General features: G+C 63.8%; 16 protein-coding genes. 11 read left to right on the top strand and 5 right to left on the bottom strand.

Translation table 11 applies throughout. The features are described 5' to 3' along the window. Positions 1 to 4: 4 nt before the first annotated feature. Together Q5H92_RS20465 and Q5H92_RS20470 are read right to left on the bottom strand one after the other, a co-directional pair. Positions 5 to 712 (bottom strand): SAM-dependent methyltransferase, encoded by a 708-nt coding sequence (locus Q5H92_RS20465; protein ID WP_305013417.1) that lies wholly within the window; start codon positions 710 to 712, stop codon positions 5 to 7. A gap of 138 nt (positions 713 to 850) precedes the next feature. Beyond that, positions 851 to 1633, bottom strand: coding sequence for an alpha/beta fold hydrolase (locus tag Q5H92_RS20470; RefSeq protein WP_305013418.1), 783 nt, complete (start codon positions 1631 to 1633; stop codon positions 851 to 853). A gap of 130 nt (positions 1634 to 1763) precedes the next feature. On the opposite strand from Q5H92_RS20470, the gene Q5H92_RS20475 reads away from it, so the two are divergent. The 5 genes from Q5H92_RS20475 (at position 1764) to Q5H92_RS20495 (ending at position 8322) form a co-directional block, all read left to right on the top strand. Further along, entirely contained in the window at positions 1764 to 3161 is a 1398-nt protein-coding gene (locus Q5H92_RS20475; RefSeq protein WP_305013419.1) for a carbohydrate porin, read from the top strand. A gap of 119 nt (positions 3162 to 3280) precedes the next feature. After that, the gene (locus tag Q5H92_RS20480) at positions 3281 to 4015 is read left to right on the top strand and encodes a head GIN domain-containing protein (RefSeq protein ID WP_305013420.1); all 735 of its coding nucleotides are present in this window, start codon (positions 3281 to 3283) and stop codon (positions 4013 to 4015) included. A gap of 237 nt (positions 4016 to 4252) precedes the next feature. Further along, positions 4253 to 5200 (top strand): 3-oxoacyl-ACP synthase III family protein, encoded by a 948-nt coding sequence (locus Q5H92_RS20485; protein WP_305013421.1) that lies wholly within the window; start codon positions 4253 to 4255, stop codon positions 5198 to 5200. 88 nt (positions 5201 to 5288) lie between these two features. Next, a complete protein-coding gene (gene arfB / locus Q5H92_RS20490; protein ID WP_305013422.1) occupies positions 5289 to 5693 on the top strand; it encodes an alternative ribosome rescue aminoacyl-tRNA hydrolase ArfB in 405 nt (134 codons plus the stop codon). A 109-nt stretch (positions 5694 to 5802) separates the two neighbouring features. Continuing rightward, the gene (locus Q5H92_RS20495; RefSeq protein WP_305013423.1) at positions 5803 to 8322 is read left to right on the top strand and encodes an FG-GAP-like repeat-containing protein; all 2520 of its coding nucleotides are present in this window, start codon (positions 5803 to 5805) and stop codon (positions 8320 to 8322) included. A 100-nt stretch (positions 8323 to 8422) separates the two neighbouring features. Here Q5H92_RS20495 and Q5H92_RS20500 read toward each other — a convergent pair whose 3' ends face one another. Further along, positions 8423 to 9136, bottom strand: coding sequence for a hypothetical protein (locus Q5H92_RS20500; RefSeq protein ID WP_305013424.1), 714 nt, complete (start codon positions 9134 to 9136; stop codon positions 8423 to 8425). A 122-nt stretch (positions 9137 to 9258) separates the two neighbouring features. Continuing rightward, positions 9259 to 10635: a magnesium transporter gene (mgtE, locus tag Q5H92_RS20505; RefSeq protein WP_305013426.1), complete on the bottom strand. Its 1377-nt coding sequence runs from the start codon at positions 10633 to 10635 to the stop codon at positions 9259 to 9261. Positions 10636 to 10917: 282 nt separating this feature from the next. Between mgtE and Q5H92_RS20510 the strand changes: the two genes are divergently transcribed. Both Q5H92_RS20510 and Q5H92_RS20515 read left to right on the top strand, forming a co-directional pair. Beyond that, entirely contained in the window at positions 10918 to 11733 is an 816-nt protein-coding gene (locus Q5H92_RS20510) for a cyanophycinase (RefSeq protein WP_305013427.1), read from the top strand. A gap of 163 nt (positions 11734 to 11896) precedes the next feature. Continuing rightward, the gene (locus tag Q5H92_RS20515; protein ID WP_305013428.1) at positions 11897 to 12943 is read left to right on the top strand and encodes a toxin-antitoxin system YwqK family antitoxin; all 1047 of its coding nucleotides are present in this window, start codon (positions 11897 to 11899) and stop codon (positions 12941 to 12943) included. A 169-nt stretch (positions 12944 to 13112) separates the two neighbouring features. Here the strand turns inward: Q5H92_RS20515 and Q5H92_RS20520 are convergent, their stop codons facing one another. After that, positions 13113 to 13472: a YraN family protein gene (locus Q5H92_RS20520; RefSeq protein ID WP_305013429.1), complete on the bottom strand. Its 360-nt coding sequence runs from the start codon at positions 13470 to 13472 to the stop codon at positions 13113 to 13115. A 129-nt stretch (positions 13473 to 13601) separates the two neighbouring features. Here Q5H92_RS20520 and lipB point away from each other — a divergent pair, with 129 nt between their 5' ends. The 4 genes from lipB (at position 13602) to Q5H92_RS20540 (ending at position 17197) form a co-directional block, all read left to right on the top strand. Continuing rightward, a complete protein-coding gene (gene lipB, locus Q5H92_RS20525) occupies positions 13602 to 14432 on the top strand; it encodes a lipoyl(octanoyl) transferase LipB (RefSeq protein WP_305013430.1) in 831 nt (276 codons plus the stop codon). Next, entirely contained in the window at positions 14429 to 14845 is a 417-nt protein-coding gene (locus Q5H92_RS20530; protein ID WP_305013431.1) for a hypothetical protein, read from the top strand. Before lipB ends, Q5H92_RS20530 begins: the two co-directional genes overlap by 4 nt. A gap of 69 nt (positions 14846 to 14914) precedes the next feature. Further along, positions 14915 to 15997 carry an MraY family glycosyltransferase gene (locus tag Q5H92_RS20535; RefSeq protein ID WP_305013432.1) on the top strand — a complete coding sequence of 361 codons (1083 nt, stop codon included), beginning with the start codon at positions 14915 to 14917 and terminating at the stop codon, positions 15995 to 15997. Positions 15998 to 16003: 6 nt separating this feature from the next. After that, positions 16004 to 17197 (top strand): DUF4271 domain-containing protein, encoded by a 1194-nt coding sequence (locus Q5H92_RS20540; protein ID WP_305013433.1) that lies wholly within the window; start codon positions 16004 to 16006, stop codon positions 17195 to 17197. Positions 17198 to 17232 lie beyond the last annotated feature (35 nt).

The following is a 17232-nucleotide window of genomic DNA, read 5'->3' on the forward strand; positions in this document are numbered from 1 at the left end:
CGCGCTACGTTCCCAGCACAAATACCGTCGGAATCTTGTGCAGCTCCGGGGCCGGTAGCCGCTTCCAGTCCGAAACCGTCAGGGTTTTGATAAACTCCCCGGTGCCCGTCACATCGGCCGCCACGCACAAGCGCGTGCCGGGCTGCAGGTGCGCCAGCAAATCGGCAAACAAAGCCCCGTTGCGATAAGGTGTTTCGATGAACAGCTGCGACTGTTGCCGCTGCTGCGCCTCCTTCTCCAGTGCCTTAATGGCCGCCACGCGTGGCGCCTTCTCGATGGGCAGATACCCGTGGAAGGCAAACTGTTGCCCATTCAGCCCCGACGCCATGAGCGCCAGCAGCAGCGACGACGGGCCCACCAGCGGCACCACCCGTAGGCCCTGCCGGTGCGCCTCCCGTGCCAGCGCCGCGCCCGGGTCGGCAATGCCGGGGCAGCCGGCTTCGCTCAGAATACCGGCGTCAATGCCCTCTTTTACCAGCGGCGCGAGGGCGGCTTTCACGTCCGCATCGGTGCTGTCTTTGTCGATGACGACGAAGCGGATGTCCTCAATAACGCGGTGCGGGGCCACGCTTTTCACAAAGCGCCGGGCCGTGCGGGCATTCTCGACCAGGAAGTAGGGGAGGGCGGCCACGGCCGCCACTACTTGCGGAGGTAGCACCTGCGGGGCCGTGTCGTCGGCCAGCGGCGTGGGAATGAGGAAGAGGGTTTTCAATAGAAAAGTAGCTTGGACTCTGCGAGTCCGAGCCGCGAGCAGAGCGAGCATCGCGGGGCAGGACCCATTGTTTATTATCAACCAGACGCCAGCGGCTCGCTTTGCTCGCGGCTCGGACTCGCAGAGTCCAAGCTACTTTCAGCTCAGCGCGAACGCCTTCACCATCTCAAAAATCTCCTCCGGCTTTTCGGCGTGCACCCAGTGCCCGGCATCGACCACAGTAGCTACCTGAGAGTGCGGAAACAGCGCCGGAATGCCCGTCAGCTTGTCCTCGGCGGTGATGTAGTCGGACTTGCCGCCGCGGATGAATAGCGCGGGCTTCAAAAACGGTGCGTGGCCGGTGGTTTCTTCGCCCACGGCGGGCAGCTGGGCGGCCAGTACGTCGAGGTTGATGCGCCAGGCAAAGGTGTTGTCTTCCGTGCGATAGAGGTTTTTGAGCAAAAACTGCCGGGTGCCCACGTTGGGCACGTACTTGGCTAAGGCCGTATCAGCTTCTTGCCGGTTGGTGCAGGTGGTGAAATCGACGGACTTGAGGCCGGCGATTATATCGTCTTGGTGCTCCATATCGGAGAATCGCGGGGCGATGTCGACCACGATGAGCTTGGCCAACCGCTCGGGGTGGTCAAGGGCGAGGCGCATGGCTACTTTGCCGCCCATGCTGTGGCCCATGAGCGTGGTGTCGGGCCCGAGCTGCAGGTGGTCGAACAACGCCAGGACGTCCTGCGCCATGAGGGCGTAGGTGTGTTCGGGCGAGTGGAACGAGCGGCCGTGGTTGCGCAAATCGACGCTGACGACGCGCAAGCCGGCCTCGGTGGCCCAGCGGCGGGCCAGGCTCTGCCAGTTGTCGAGGGTGCCAAATAGACCGTGGAGGATAACCAGCGGGCGGCCCTGGCCCTGGTCGAGGTGATGGAGTAGCGGCATGGCGCAAAAGTAGCGAAGGCCCGCCCGGCACGGTGCCAGCGCCACGTTGGGCTGGGAATAAGCTTCACAGTTTCAACATCTGAAAACCGGGACCTTTCGCCCAATTTTACGCCTGCTTCTTACTTCTTTGATGCTGAAACGCCCTTCTTTTCTGCTCGGCGCGGCCTTGCTGCTGGCTGGCACTGCCCACGCCCAGGTCACGCCGCCCGGTTCCACCACCCCCCCTACGCCCCCCAACGCCGCCTCGGCCCAGGAGCCGCTGCACCAGCCCGCTGAGAAAGCCGGCAACTGGAGCCTGCACTTTCAACAGACGCTCATCGACCAGTGGCACAATAACCTGACCACGCCCTACACCGGCGACTACAGCCTCGCCGACCGTGAATCGGCCAAGCTTTCGCTCACCAGCACGTTCTTCATCGGGCGGCGGCTGTGGAAGGGCGCAGCCGTGTACTTTAACCCCGAAGTGGCCGGCGGCAGCGGCCTGAGCAGCGCGCGCGGCATCGCGGGCTTTCCCAACGGCGAAACTTTCCGCATCGGTGTGGCCGACCCGGTGCTGTACCTGGCCCGCCTCTACGTGCGCCAGGTGTTTGCCATCGGCCCGGAAAACGATGTGGACGAGGACGACCTCAACCAGGTGGCCGGCCCCACGCCCCGCCGCTATTTTGCCGTCAACCTGGGCAAGTTCAGCGTGGCTGACTTTTTCGACCAGAACAGCTACTCGCACGACCCGCGCACCCAGTTTATGAACTGGAGCCTGATGAGCGCCGGCGCCTGGGACTACGCCGCCAACACCCGCGGCTACACTGTGGGCGGCGTGCTGGAGTACATCACGCCCGGCTTCAGCGCCCGCTTTAGCTCCACGCTGCTGCCCACCTACGCCAACGGCCCGGAGCTGGACTACCGCTACGGCCGGGCCCACGCCGAAACCCTGGAACTCACCAAAACCTATCACCTGGGCGCGCACCAGGGCACCGTGCGGGCGCTGGGCTTCCGCAACGTGGCGCCCATGGCCACCTACCGCAGCGCCGTGGCCCTGGGCTTGGCCACCGGCCAGCAGCCCGACGTGGAGCTGTTGCGCCGCGACGGCCACACCAAAGTGGGCTTCGGCCTGAACGCGGAGCAGGAAGTTGCCCCCAACGTGGGCCTCTTTGCCCGCGTGAGCTACAACGACGGCCGCAACGAAACCTGGGCCTTCACCGAAATCGACCACAGCGCCAGCCTGGGCCTGGTGAGCACCGGCGCCCGCTGGCACCGGCCCGACGACCGCCTCGGCGCCGCCGTGGTGGCCAACGGCATCAGCGCCGAGCACCGGGCCTACCTGGCTGCGGGCGGCTACGGCTTCATTATCGGCGACGGGGCCCTGAACTACGGCCTGGAACAGATTGCTGAGGTGTACTACAGCATAAGCCTCTCGCACTACCACGCCGCCATCAGTCCCGATTATCAATTCATTATGAACCCGGCCTACAACAAGGACCGCAGCGGGCCCGTGCACGTGGTGGCCATGCGCCTGCACGTGGAATTCTAAAAAAGCGAAACGATTTTTTTAGGTAGAAAAGGAAAAGAATAAATTCGGGCAACCGCCGTAACGTTTCTGGCATCAAGGGGTAATCGGGCTTACTCACTCACCCCTTTACCTTTTTTCGCATGAAGAATTTCCGAATTACCTCGATGTGCGCCAGCCTGGTGCTGCTGGCCGCGGGCGCGCTGTCGTCTTTCACCACTGCCACCACCCGGCCGCTGGCCGACCGCGAAACCCGCTCGGTGGGCGCATTCACCGAAATCAGCCTGGGCAACTCAGCGCACGTGATAGTGAAACAGGGCAGCCCCCAAAGCATGGCGTTGGAAGGCAGCAAAGAGGACTTGGCCGATTTCGAAACCGACGTGCAGGGCGGCAAGCTGCGCCTAAACTTCCGTAACCAGGAGGGCAAGATGTTCAGTAACAAAAACCACGGCCCCGTGACGGTATACGTGACCGTGCCCGTCCTGACGGCGCTGCGGGTGGGCGGCGCGGGCAAGCTCGAAATGAGCGGCCCCCTGCAGGCCGACGCCCTGACGCTGGCCTTGAGCGGCTCGGGCGACCTGGTGGTTCCCCAGCTTCAGGCCAAGCAGCTCGAAACGAGCGTATCCGGCTCGGGCGGGGTGATGGTGGGCGGCAGCTGCGCCAGCAACGACATCCGCATCAGCGGTTCGGGCAAAGTGAAGGCCCACGACCTGAAAACCGAAACCAGCCGCGTCCGCATCAGTGGCTCGGGCGATGCCCACGTGTACGCCAGCCGCACGGCCGAAGGGTCGATTTCCGGTTCGGGCAGCCTGTACGTGGCCGGGGGCGCGCAGCTCAGCAGCAACACCCGCGGCAGCGGCCGCGTGGTGAAGGAGTAGGGGCCGTTAGGCCTTGGGCGGCTGTTGGAAATTAAACCGTCTGTCATCCTGGGCATTCTGCTTTAATCGCAGAATGCCCAGGATGACAGACGGTTTTACGCTTAACGCTTAACTGAATACCGGCCTGTTGGTGTAAAATTCGGGCATATCCGGGGGCGGGGCCGACCGCCGCGGGCGCGGCGCCGTACCTTTGCCCGGCCGCAAGGCGCGTTAGATTTCCCCACCCAACACCAGTCCGTGTACCTTCATCATGTGGCGTCCTACCTTCCGGAGGCCGTCGTAACCAACGCTCACTTCACCCGCCTCAACGGCCTGGCCAGCGAGTGGATAATTGAGCGAACCGGCATTCAGGAGCGCCGCAAAGCGGGCCCCGGCGAAAATGCCAACACCATGGCCATTGCCGCCACCCGCGCGGCGTTTGCCGCCGCTCCCGCCTTTGCTTCGGATAGTGTCGACCTGATTGTGGCCGGAACCTACACGCCGCACGACACCATTTTCACGGCCGCGCACGCCGTGCAACGCGATTTGAACGTGAACGAGATTCCGACGGTGAGCATCTCGTCGGCCTGTTCGTCGCTGCTCAACGCGGTGGAAATCGTGGAAGGCTACTTTGCCATGGGCAAGGCCAGCCGCGCCGTGGTGGTGGTCACGGAGCATAACACGGCTTACAACAACGAGGAAGACACAATGGCCGGCCACCTCTGGGGCGACGGCGCGGCCACGCTGCTCATCAGCAAGGAGCGCCTCAGCCCCGATGACCTGCACATCAGCGAAGTGCTGACCGGCGGGGCCGCGCCCGTGAGCAAGGCCGACGAGGCCGTGACGCTGAAGCCCGTGGAAAAAGGCATTGTGATGCCCTTTGGCCGCGATGTGTTTCAGCAGGCCTGCCTTTACATGGCCAAGGTGACGCAAACGCTGCTCGACAAGCACCACATTGCCACCGACGAGCTGACTTACCTCATCCCGCACCAGGCCAATCTGCGCATCTCGAAAAACGTGGTGAAGCAGCTCGGCCTCGACCCCGCCCGCGCCGTCAACAACATCGACCGCCTCGGCAACACCGGCTGCGCCGGCGCCGCCATCGGCCTGGCCGAGGTGTGGGATACGCTGAAAAGCGGCGACAAGGTGATTATTACGGTGTTTGGCGGCGGGTATTCCTACGGGGCCATGCTGTTGAATAAGTAATGTAGCGTGGACTCTGCGAGTCCGCGCCTGCCCGATGTGGCTAACCAGATAATGCGCGGACTCGCAGAGTCCACGCTACTTTCGCCCAATGCTTCCTCCTGCCGCCGCCTTTCTGCCCGAAATCACCTTCCAGACCAGCCGGGCCAGCGGGCCGGGCGGGCAGAACGTGAACAAGGTTGAGTCGCGCGTGGAGCTGCGCTGGCACCTGATGGATTCGCAGGTGCTGACGGAGCCACAGAAGATGCTGATAGGGGAGAAGCTGGGCAACCAGCTCACCGCCGATGGCCTGCTGCTGCTGGCCGCGCAGGAAGACCGGAGCCAGCTCCGCAATAAGGAAATTGTGCTGGCCCGCTTCCACGACTTGCTTTTGAAAAGCCTGCGCCGGCCCAAGCCCCGTAAGGCCACCAAGCCCAGTAAGAGCGCCGTGCGCAAGCGCCTGGAAGGCAAGAAAATTCAGGGCGAGAAGAAGGCCAGCCGGCGCCGGCTGGAGTAGCCGATAAGCCCGCGTATTTGCGGGTTTTGACAGTGTGGCGGGCTGGTAGCCAACTGACGGCTTTCGTGGCGTTCCTTTGCCGAGCGCCTTCGTTTCGCGCACCCAACTCATGTCTTGGTCGACCAACTTCCGCCGTTTTTGGTGGCTACTGCCCGCGGGCGCCGGGCTGGTAGGAATTCTGCTGCTGGCACTCGCCAAGGGGCACCCCCGGCGTCCCGCAGCCGCCTCAGTGCAGAAGCTGCCGCGCCCGAAGGCCGCGCCGCGCGTGCCCGGTGTCGTCAGCTCGCCCTTGGGCTCGGAAGAGCACATGGTGGTGATGGCCGATTTCAACGGGGACGGCCACCTCGACCTTGCCCATGCCAATGAGAATTACGGTGAGTTCAATTTCGACCCGCAGGGCACCGTGAGCGTGTGGTATGGCGACGGCCGCGGCGGGCTGCGCCACGGGCCGGTGCTGGACGACACGGATGTGGCGGTGCTGGCCACCCTCGACGCCGATGGCGACGGCGATGCCGACCTGCTGGCCGGGGGCGATACCTTGCTGCTGTGGCGCAACGAAGGCCGGGGCAAGCTGGTGCCGCAGCCCGTTCCCATGTCCACCGATGTGGGCAGTGGCATCGATGACGTGGCGACCGGTGACCTCGACGCCGACGGCGACATCGACGTAGTGCTGGCCGGCGGGGCGCGGCTGGCGGTGGGGCTGAACGACGGGCGGGGCCATTGGCAATTCCAGGAAGTGGCCCAGAAGCACGGCTTCTACAACGAGCCCTACAAGCGCGTGGCCCTGGCCGATGTCGACGGTGACCACGACCTGGACATCCTGTCGCCCGGCCGGCGGGGCAATATGCTGCTCAACGACGGCCGGGGCCGGTTTGGCCACGAGCAAATCCTGCCAGCCAGCAGCGGCTACAGCGTAGCCATTGGCGACCTCAACGGCGACGCCCGGCCCGACCTGGTGATGGAGCTGGGCGACATTGGCGAAGGCCAGTTGGGCGTGTTCCTGAACGACGGCCGCGGGCACTTTGGCACGCCGGCCCTGACGGACACGCTGGAGCAGGACGGCCAAAGCCAAGTGGCGCTGGGCGACGTGGACCACGACGGCGACTTGGACCTGGTCATTGGCAACGGGGAAGTGGGGGTGCGCCTCAACCAGGGCCAGGGCAAGTTCGAGCCCCTCTACGGGGTGCCGACGCCGTCGTCGCACCTCCAGGAGCTGCATCTGGCGGACATCAACCACGATGGCCAGCTCGATATGCTGGTGCCGGACACGGGGCCGCTGTTCCATCCTCCGCGGCCACGCCGCGCCACTTTGGCCACCTTGCGCCCACCCACCGGCGAGGAGTGTTACGAAGCCCCCGACCAGCTGCCCACGGCCGTGGACGGCGGGCCGGCGCAGCTCGTGGCGGAAGCCGCCATGCAGGCCCGGCTCGTGCTGCCCGCCGGCTACAGTGTCACCTCGGCCTACCCGCCGTACCGGATGGAGCTTGTTATCGGCAAAAGTGGGGCGGTGGAGCACGTCTGGCTGGGCGGGCAGATTGCGCCCGCCGTCGATTCGGCCATGCTGGACACGCTGCGGCACCTGCGTTTTGCGCCCGGCCGGCTGCATGGACGGGTGGTGCGGGTGCGCCTGCCCCTGCAGCCCCGGCTGGCGGCGCAGGGCCCCCCGCGCACCTTGCTCGCCCCGGAGCCCGGCGAGGCGCCGATATACGCCCGCGTCGGGCGCATGCCCGCCCCCGTGGGCGGCGGACCCCTGGTGCCGTACCTACGCGAGCAGGCCCTGAATCAATTTATTCTGCCCGACGACGCACCCGTGCCTCCGCACGGCCGCGTGGTACTGGGCGCAGTGGTAGAAAAAAACGGGACCGTAACCAGCCGCCGCGGGCTGGCCGATGTGCGTTCGGACATTGACGAGACGCTGGTACCGGGCCTGGGCAACTGCTGGCCGGTGGTGCCCGGCCGCTTGCACAGCCGGCGGGTGCGGGTGGCCGTGCGGGTGCCCATCGAGCTCACCGGGCCGCACGCGCCCTTGCGGCAGTCCGAAGCCCAGCGCCTCGAAGACCAGACCCGGCAGCGGGGCTGGGCCCGCCGGCGCCCCGGCGAAACCGACGACCAGTTCATGCGCCGGGCGCTGCCCCTGACGCTGACCTCCGGCGGCCTGGGGGCCCACGCGTGGCGGCCCGGGGCGTATGGCAGGCAGCTGTTCATCGTTTCCAGCTCCAGCCAGGGCGACAACCAGCACGGTGAAGACCTGCTGGTGCTCGACCCCTACCGCCCCCATCTATACGCCCTGGGCGTGCTGCCGATACCGCCCCTGGACGACGCCATTTCCGTGGTCGACTTCTTTTTTGCCGACGTGAACCGCGACGGGCGCCCGGAACTGCTGGTCCTGAAACGGTGCGACCTGCGCGGCACCCTGCTCACGCGCCACGGCCGCTCCACGTACTCCGGCTCCGAGCCGCGCTTCGCGACGGACGTTTTCTTCCTCGCCGGCACCAGCCGCACCGGCCGCCCGCGCTACCGCCCCGATACGGTCTATCGCCCTTACCTCGACGACCTGCCCACCGTGGCGGCCGTGCGGCGCGCTCTTACTCGGCACTGGATATGGGCCAGCCGGCGCAAATTGGAGTAGCAGCCGAAAGCTTCCGCCGCATGCGGCGGGTTATATAGGCACTGTACCCAAAGGGCCCGGCATCGGTAACGGTAGTGTAAGGCATGGGCGGCAACCCATACTAGTTCAAATCCAGGCCGAACAGGACGCCGAACCAGAGCTTGTGCTGGTACACCCAGTGCGGCCCATCGGGGCCCAGCAGCTGGTCGAGGCCGGCGGCGAGGCCGATGTTGAAGGCCCGGGCGTCGTAGATGGCGGCCAGGCCGCCGTGTAGCACCACGCCTTCGTAGTCGGCCGCGGTGGGACGGGTGGCGGCCGTCACGTCATCGGTGATGAAGGTAGAACCCGCGCCCAAGAAGGCCCCGTAGCCCAGCCCCGTGGCCCGGATGTGCGGCGTGGCCCCAAACGGCGTGGTGCGCTTGGTGCGCAGCGAGTAAAAATCGAGCCGCCGGCCCACGTAAATGGCGGCGTTGAAATTGGTGTTGAGCTGCACCGGCACCCCGGCCTGCGGCGGCCGCACCTTGAAGGGAATGGTGAACACGTCGAGGTCGAGCCGGCGGCGCAGCAGCCACAGCCGCTGGGTGGGCTGCAGAGCGTAGCGGTAGGTGCGGGGCTGGCCGGGAGGTGCATCGGGCGTGAGCAGCAGGGTATCGGCCCGCTGCTGCACGTAGAGCGGCTGCCGCGCCGCCAGGGCCGCGAGGGTGTCGGTAGCCGGGCGGTGTACCACCCGGTAGTAGCCGTCGTCGAGCTGCGTCACGTTGCCCAGCACCGCGCAACCGCCCAGGGCCAGCGCGGCGGCGGGCAGCAGGAGCAGGAATGGGCGGTGCTGCGGCATGAGCGGGTGATGGCAGGTTGGTGTAGAGACGCATACTTGCGGCTCGCCATTGAACGGTGATGCCTGAACGGGATGGACAAAGCGGTTCCGCGCGTTCAACGACGAGCTGTAAGTATGCGTCTCTACAGCAGCGTGCCGCGCAGTATCAGCAGCGCTACCGAGAAGTAGATAATCAGGCCCGTCACATCGACCAGCGTGGCCACGAAGGGTGCCGACGAGGTGGCCGGGTCCAGGCCCAGCTTCTTGAGCAGCAGCGGCAGCATGGAGCCCGCCAGCGAGCCCCACAGCACAATGCCCACCAATGCCACGCCCACCGTGAGGGCCACCAGTGCCCAGTGCTCACCATAGATGGGCGTGATGGATTGCCAGATGGCAATGCGCCCGAAGCCCACCAGCCCCAGAATCAGGCCCAGGGCCAGGCCGGTGATGATTTCGCGCCGCAGCACCCGCCACCACTCGCCCAGCGTGAACTCGCCCAGCGCCATGGCCCGGATGATGAGCGACGTGGCCTGCGAGCCCGAATTGCCGCCGGAGCTGATGATGAGCGGCACGAACTGCATCAGCACAATGGCCTTTTGCAGCTCGCCTTCGAAGAACTGCATAGCCGACGCCGTGAGCAGTTCGCCCAGAAACAGCACCACCAGCCAGCCGGCCCGCTTCTGCACCAAGCGCAGCAGGGGCATGGTGAGGTAGGGCTCGTCGAGGGCTTCGGAGCCGCCGAACTTCTGGATGTCCTCGGTATCTTCTTCTTCCCGAATGCTGAGGATGTCGTCGATGGTCACGATGCCGAGCAGGATGCCTTGGTCCGACACCACGGGCAGGGCGTTGCGGTCGTTGCGCCGGAAGATGTCGATGCCCTCTTCTTGGTCCTGGTGGGCCATCAGGCTCACGTAGCGGCGGTCCATCAGCTCGCGCACCCGCACGGTGGGCGCGGCCAGCAGGAATTCCCGGATGCGGATGTCGTCAATCAGCACGCCGTGGGCGTCGGTGACGTAGAGCATACTCAGCGTTTCGGACTGCCCGCCGTGCTGCCGGATGTAGTCGAGCACCTGCTGCACCGTCCAGTTCTCGCGAATGGCGATGTAGTCGGGCGTCATCAGGCGGCCCACCGAGTATTCGGGGTAGCCCAGCAGCTGCAGCGTCACCTTACGCTCTTCCTCGCTCAGGCTTTGCACGAGCTCGGCCACGAAGTTGGCGGGCAGGAATTCGAGCAGGGCCGTACGGTCGTCGGGCGACATCTCGTTGAGGATGTCGGCCATCTTGTCCTGGGCCAGATTGTCGAGAAAGTGCCGCTGCACTTCCAAATCGAGGTATTCGAACACCTCGGTGGCCAGCTTCAGCGGCAAGAGCCGGAAGATGATGAGCTGTTCCCGTTCCTCCTCGGCCTCAATGAGCGACACCAGCTCCGAGGGCTGGAAATCGCGGAGCAGCTGCTTGAGCTTAAAAAATTCGCCCTCCTGAATCAGGGACGTGATGGTTTCCACGGTCTGCGGCTGCATGAAAAAGAGGAGGGGGAGATGCTTCGCTAGGCAAGCGGGGTTGATGAAGGGAATAAGCGCCACAAAAGTAGGGCGAAGCAGGCGGTAAATGGGTACCGTAGACCGATAAAAGAACGTCATGCAGAGCGCAGCGAAGCATCTCGCGTGTGGTAGTAATCCAATCGCCAGGATTAGTGGTGGCACGCAAGATGCTTCGCTGCTTTCTGCATGACCGCCTTAATTGCGTCTCGATACGTAACAACCGCGCGGGCCGCCCCATCTTGCCGCCCCAACCCCGTGCTTATGCCCACTGATACTTCCGTTGCCCCCGCGCCCCTGGGCACCCTCGTGGTGCTGGGCGGCGGCGACGACGACCCCATGCTGGCCCTGCTGGCCCGCCTGCTGCCCGACCGCAACGTTCCCATCGAAATCCTCACTACGGCCAGCCGGCGCCAGCCCGCCCGCACCGCCGCCGCCTACGCCCACGCCCTGCACCAGCAGGGCTGCCCCCACGTGCGCCACCTCCAGGTGGATGAAACCAACCCCGCCGACGACCCCGCCACCCTCACGCGCCTGCGCCGGGCGGCGTTGGTGTTCATGAGCGGCGGCGACCAGGAGCGCATCACCGAGTTTCTGCTCGGCACTGAGTTTCTGACCATCCTGCGGCACAAATACGCCACCGAGGCCCATTTCATCGTGGCCGGCACCAGCGCTGGCGCCTCTGCCATGGCCGAGGTGATGCTGGTGAACGGCCACGGCTGGCGCAGCCTGCTCGGCGGCAATATCGAGGTGAAGCCCGGCCTGGGCCTGCTGCCCGGCGTGCTACTCGACCAGCACTTTGCCGAGCGCGGCCGCTACCCGCGCCTCATGCACGCCGTGCTGGCCCGGCCCGAGTTGCTGGGCATCGGCCTGAGCGAAGAAACCGGGCTGGTGGTGCGCGCCGGCCAGCCCGCCGAGGTGTTCGGCGAAGAAGCCGTGGTGGTGGTCGATGCCGCCGATGTTACCCACAACAACCTGTTTGATTTGGCCGAAGACCAAGTCATCAGCGGGCACAACCTGCGCCTGCACCTGCTGGTGGCCGGCCAGCAGGTGGATTTGACCACGCGGAAGGTGAAGTAGTGGGTTGGCGAATGAGTGGGTTGGTGGATTGACGTTGGACCGTAACCTAAATATCGTCACAATTGAAAGTCAATCCACCAATCCACTCATCCACCAACCCACTACTTGGGCACCAAAGCGCGCTACATTTGCGTTAGGGCCGCGTCAATATTTAAGGCAATTCATGCGTAATTCTCGTTTGTGGCTGCGGCCGCTGCGTTTCCTGGGGGTTTGGTTGGCGGTGCTCACGTTGTTGCCGTGGGCCTGCACGCGCAAAACGGTATCGTTCAAAAGCACGCCCGATGAGCCGCTGGCGCTGGTGTCGGACACGCTCACCACTACCGGCGACACCCTCAACGGCAAGCCTTCGCTCAGCACGGCCCGCAAGGCGGTGCTCACCAAAGAGCAGGAAAAAGCTGCCAAAGACGCCGAGAAAGACGCCCAGCGCAAGTCGAAAAAGAAGAAGAAAAACGTCTTCCTGGGTGAGAAGATGAAGAAGGCTTTCGTGAAGACCGGTCCGAAGGGGCGCAACCAGAAAATCACCATTTTCTACTACCTGAAGTACCCCAAGGCGCTTAATGCTTACGCCCCAGCCTACTATTACTACGACACTAAGAAGCACAAGATTCTGAAGCTGGCGGCTGTGGAGGAAGACGCCTCGCAGCTCAAAATCCTGCACGGCCCCTACAAGGTGATGCAGAACAACAAGGTGCTCGAATCCGGCTATTATGCCCTCGGCACCCGCCACCTGCGCTGGGAAACCTTCGACAAGAACGGCGTGCTGCTCACCAAAACCCACTACGAAATGGGTTTCCCGCGCGACGCTAACGTGAGCTACTATGGCGAAGACCGGGGCAAAATCAACGAAATTGTGCCCTACGTGAACGGCAAGCTCGAAGGCGACTACGCCAAATTCTTCCAGAACGGCCAGCCCGAATGGCGCGGCCAGTTTGAAAACGGCAAGCGCGTGGGCACTTGGACCAAATTCTGGGGTTTCCGCTCACGTCGGCGCTACGAGTACCAGTACGGCGAATCTGGCTACGACCCCGAGGTGACCGAGCCCGAACTCGTCCGCGAGTACTCGCGCGAGGCCAAGCTCATCTTCGACAAGGAGAAGAACCTCGATACGCGCAACGAGCCCACCGCCGACCCCAATCCGGCCCGCCGCCCCGGCTACACGCCCCGCACCGTGCCCAAAGCCGCCCCCAAGGTGACGCCGAAACGGCGGTAACTGGTTGGCAGGAGGCGTAGTGAGAGCAGTTCGGAAAGAATAAACGCTATGTCGAGCTTGCCGAGACATCTCGTGTGCCACCACTAATCCTGTCGATTGGATTAATGTTGCACGCGAGATGTTTCGGCAAGCTCGACATGACCGTTCTAGAGCTTATTAAACCGTCTCATTAATAAAACGCATCCTCAAAATGCTCGATGCGGAAGCCCTGGCTGAGCAGTGTCAGGGCCACGATGTCGAAGCGGATGTCGCCGCGCCAATCCAGCTCTTCCTGCAGATGCGTGGCCGCGAGGCGGAACAACTCCTTTTTGCGGGCCGAGACGAAGGTTTCCGGCGTGCCGTATTGACCCGAAGAACGGGTTTTCACTTCGGCAAACACTAGCAATTCATTGCCGCGCCGCAGCACAAGGTCGACCTCGGCGCGGCCGTGGCGGTAGCTGCGGGCCAGCACCTCGTAGCCGCGGGCCACAAAATAGTCGGCGGCGGCCGTTTCGCCAGCTTGTCCTAGGTCGTGGGGGGCGTGGGCCATGAGCAAGAGTGGGAGAGGGCGCCGGCTGGCCAAAACCAGCCGCACGGTACGCAAGCTAGCTGCCGGACGGCGTAAGCCAAAGCCTACGGCGGTTAGTACCTTTGTGTCCCGTTTCATCAACCCTCGCTCATGGCTTCCCTCGCCGAACCAACTTCCGCGCCGCTGCTCGACGCCCGACTGCCCGCTGGCCCGGTACCCAACCGGACGCTGCAGGTGCAGCGCCTCGGTCTGGTGGAGTACGTGCCCACCTGGGAGATGCAGGAAGAGCTGATGGCCGCCACGCTGGCCATCAAAACCCTGAACCGCCAGGCCGAAACCACCGGCGCCGCGCCGCTGCCCACGCCCAACCACCTGCTCCTTTGCGAGCACCCGCACACCTACACGCTGGGCAAAAGCGGCAAGCCCGAGCACCTGCTGCTCGACGACGAGGCCCTGACTGCGCACCACGCCAGCTTTCACCGCATTAACCGGGGCGGCGACATCACCTACCACGGTCCCGGCCAGCTGGTGGGCTACCCCATCCTCGACCTCGACAATTTCCGCAACGACATCCACTGGTACCTGCGCACCCTGGAAGAGGCCGTCATCCGCACTCTGGCCGAATACGGGCTGAATGCCGGCCGCATCGCTGGCCTCACCGGCGTGTGGCTCGACTGGGAAGAAGGCGCGCCCAACCCGCGCAAAATCTGCGCCCTCGGCGTAAAGTGCAGCCGCTGGGTGACTTTGCATGGCTTCGCCCTGAACGTGAACCCCGACCTTTCGTACTTCGGCCACATCGTGCCCTGCGGCATCACCGACAAGGCTGTGACCTCGCTGGCCCAGGAACTGGGCGCCGCGCCGGCGGTGTCGGTAGGGGAAGTGCAGGAGCGCCTGCTGCGCCACCTCACAGACCTATTGGCCGCGGCCGGGCCGTCTGCCTCTCCAACCTCATCTACCTCCAGCCTCAACGTTCCCTCGTGAAACAAGATATCCCCTTCGACCCCGTGGAAGGCGTCTCGGTTGCCGTCATCCCCGACGAGCAGGCCCTGACGCCCGAAGGCCAGCCCTTCTGGCAAGTGTACTTGCTCAACCACAATGCCTTTCCCCTCGAAAACGTCATCATCAACGCCAAGGGCTACGGCGAGCAGCCCGACGGCGAGAAGGTGCAAACGTCCACCCTGCGCTACCTCTTCGAGGAAGTGCCGGCCCACACCGCCGTGCCCGTTGAGTCCATCGACCCGGCCGTGTTTCACCTCAACAACCAGTATTGGGTGAGCTACTACCGCGGCGCGCAGATTTTCGACAAAAAATTTGTGTTCGTGCCCGATTCCATTGTGCCCGACAACCTTATTCACATTGCCCTACTCAACCGCCAGGGCGTTTTGCACAGCTAATTCCGTTTCTGCCTTTGCGCTGGTGACTGCTTCAGTCACCGGCATTGCTTATGCCGTAACCTGTTGTCTATGAATCATACTGATATTGCCCTGAGCTTGTCCTGGATGTGGGCGTTGCTGGTGTCGCTCTTCGCGGTGCCGTCCATCATCTACATCGCTCACCTCAAAAACATGCTTGATACCCCCAACGGGCGCACCGTGCACCAGTCGCTCACGCCGCGGCTGGGGGGCGTGGCCGTGTTTGCCGGATTCATGTCGGCCCTCACCATCTTCGCACCGCTCGAAAATGGCGTGAAGGAACTGCTGGCCGGCTGCATCATCCTGTTTTTTGTGGGCCTGAAGGACGACCTAGTGGGCATGTCGGTGGCCAAAAAGTTCGTCGGTCAACTTCTCGCCACCGGCATCGTGATGGTAATGGCCGATGTGCGCATCACCAGCTTTCAGGGCATCCTGGGCATCGGCACGCTGCCCATTGGCGTCAGCTACGCCTTCACGCTTGGCGTCATTGTTGGCATCACCAACGCCATAAATCTCATCGACGGCCTTGATGGCTTGGCCGGCACCATCGTGTCCATCATCTGCAGCACGTTTGGCTACTACTTCTACGCCTACGGCGGCCCCGGTTTCGGCAATTACGTGTACGTAGCGGTGTGCCTGGTAGGCGGCCTGTTCGGTTTTCTGCGCTACAACTTCCACCGGGCTCCCATTTTCATGGGTGACACCGGTTCGCTGGTGTGTGGCTTTATCGTGTCGGTACTAGCCATTCAGTTCATCGAAATGGGGCTGCACGTGGGGCAGCCGTTTGCTTCCGCTTCGCCTTCGGTAGCGGTGGGCATTCTATTTGTGCCTTTATTCGATACCCTGCGGGTTTTTTCGCTGCGCATGCTGGCCGGCAAGTCGCCCTTCTCGCCCGACAAGAACCACATTCACCACCGCATTCTGGCCATGGGCTTCCAGCAAATCAGCACCGTGCTGCTGCTGGGCCTGCTCAACATTCTGGTTATCCTGTTCGTCATCCGCTTCGCCTACCTCGGCAACACCATCCTCATTGCCGCGCTGGCCGTATTTTCCGCCCTGCTCAGCATCTTCTTCGGCGTGTATCAAAGCCGGATTTCCCGTCGCCAGCTCGCCGCCGCCCAAAACGGCAATTAGCCCCTTATGGCCACGCGCGGCGCATTTCGGTGGGTTTGGCTACTGCTCTGCAGCTTCGGGCTTGCGCTGCCCGGCAGCCTGCGCCCCGCCCACGCCAGCGAATACAAGCAGTTGCCTCCGGCCTCGCCCACGTCCCTCTCCTCCGATTGGCTGATTCACGACGCGGCGCGCAATCGGCTAATTTTCTATCTGCCCGGCTACCACCTGCCCGCCCACGCCTACTACCAATGGGTGCGGCTCAGCCACAGCCAGCCGTTTCCGCTCTCGTTTGCCGCGCAGCCTGGGCTGAGCTTGTTTATCGATAACCAGCTGGTTTTCACGGCGCGCACTGCCACCACCTACTTCCTCGACCTGGCCCACCTGCTGCCTGCCCAGCTGCCGGTGGGCTCGCACCTGCTCGCCGTCTGGCAGCCCGATGGCTACCCAGCGCTCACCTCCTTCTCCAGCTTGAGCGCCAGCGCGTCGGCCCCCGGTCAGGCTATTTCCAAAGTAGTGCAGGCGGCCCAGCCCCGGCTGCCCGGCCCGCAGGGCCAGAACGTGTACTTGGGCTTTTTGCTGGTGCTCGGCCTCTCGTACGGCGCCGTGCGCACCACTTACCAGCCCGGCCTGGCCCGTATTTTTCAGATTGAGGAGCTGTTCGGCAACGGCAGCGACCAACAGGCATTCTTGGCCAAGCCGGCCTTTTCGCTGCTCAACCTGTTGCTGGTGCTGCTGTTCGCGCTGTCGTTTGCGCTCCTCCTCACCGCCATTCACACCGACCTGCAGAACCTGCCCCTGCTGCGCCGCTTCTTCAACGTGCCCGAAACCGCCATCGTGGCGCGGGTACTGCTCTATACGGCCATCATCACCGCCTTCGTATTCGGCAAATACCTCTACGTAGGCATCTTGGGCTATACTTTCGGCTTGCAGCCACTGGTCGATATACAATACCGGGAGTTTCTACGCACCACCTTGCTGGCGGGGTTGGTACTGCCCGTTGTGCTCCTGCTCTACCTGAGCCTCAACAGCGGCCATCCGCGCACAGTGGCCTGGGCGGCCAGCGCCGCCATTGCGTTGGTATTGGTCGGCACGGTGCTGCGGGTGGGGCGCACCCTGCACCAGCACGCGTCGCTGATGAATCTGCATTTGTTTGCCTACCTTTGTGCCACTGAAGTACTGCCTTTACTGGTTTTACTTAAACTTATTGTTTTTACGTACTGATTAGCACCGCTCTGCGGCCTGCGCTTTTTTCATTT

The sequence above is a fragment of the Hymenobacter mellowenesis genome (genome assembly GCF_030581005.1).
Lineage (GTDB): Bacteria > Bacteroidota > Bacteroidia > Cytophagales > Hymenobacteraceae > Hymenobacter > Hymenobacter mellowenesis.

Coding starts and splice junctions, on each gene's coding strand:
- Q5H92_RS20470 (WP_305013418.1), bottom strand. CDS start 1,633: ATGCCGCTACTCCATCACCTCGACCAGGGCCAGGGCCGCCCGCTGGTT.
- Q5H92_RS20475 (WP_305013419.1), top strand. CDS start 1,764: ATGCTGAAACGCCCTTCTTTTCTGCTCGGCGCGGCCTTGCTGCTGGCT.
- Q5H92_RS20480 (WP_305013420.1), top strand. CDS start 3,281: ATGAAGAATTTCCGAATTACCTCGATGTGCGCCAGCCTGGTGCTGCTG.
- arfB (WP_305013422.1), top strand. CDS start 5,289: ATGCTTCCTCCTGCCGCCGCCTTTCTGCCCGAAATCACCTTCCAGACC.
- Q5H92_RS20495 (WP_305013423.1), top strand. CDS start 5,803: ATGTCTTGGTCGACCAACTTCCGCCGTTTTTGGTGGCTACTGCCCGCG.
- Q5H92_RS20500 (WP_305013424.1), bottom strand. CDS start 9,136: ATGCCGCAGCACCGCCCATTCCTGCTCCTGCTGCCCGCCGCCGCGCTG.
- mgtE (WP_305013426.1), bottom strand. CDS start 10,635: ATGCAGCCGCAGACCGTGGAAACCATCACGTCCCTGATTCAGGAGGGC.
- Q5H92_RS20510 (WP_305013427.1), top strand. CDS start 10,918: ATGCCCACTGATACTTCCGTTGCCCCCGCGCCCCTGGGCACCCTCGTG.
- Q5H92_RS20515 (WP_305013428.1), top strand. CDS start 11,897: ATGCGTAATTCTCGTTTGTGGCTGCGGCCGCTGCGTTTCCTGGGGGTT.
- Q5H92_RS20520 (WP_305013429.1), bottom strand. CDS start 13,472: ATGGCCCACGCCCCCCACGACCTAGGACAAGCTGGCGAAACGGCCGCC.
- lipB (WP_305013430.1), top strand. CDS start 13,602: ATGGCTTCCCTCGCCGAACCAACTTCCGCGCCGCTGCTCGACGCCCGA.
- Q5H92_RS20535 (WP_305013432.1), top strand. CDS start 14,915: ATGAATCATACTGATATTGCCCTGAGCTTGTCCTGGATGTGGGCGTTG.
- Q5H92_RS20540 (WP_305013433.1), top strand. CDS start 16,004: ATGGCCACGCGCGGCGCATTTCGGTGGGTTTGGCTACTGCTCTGCAGC.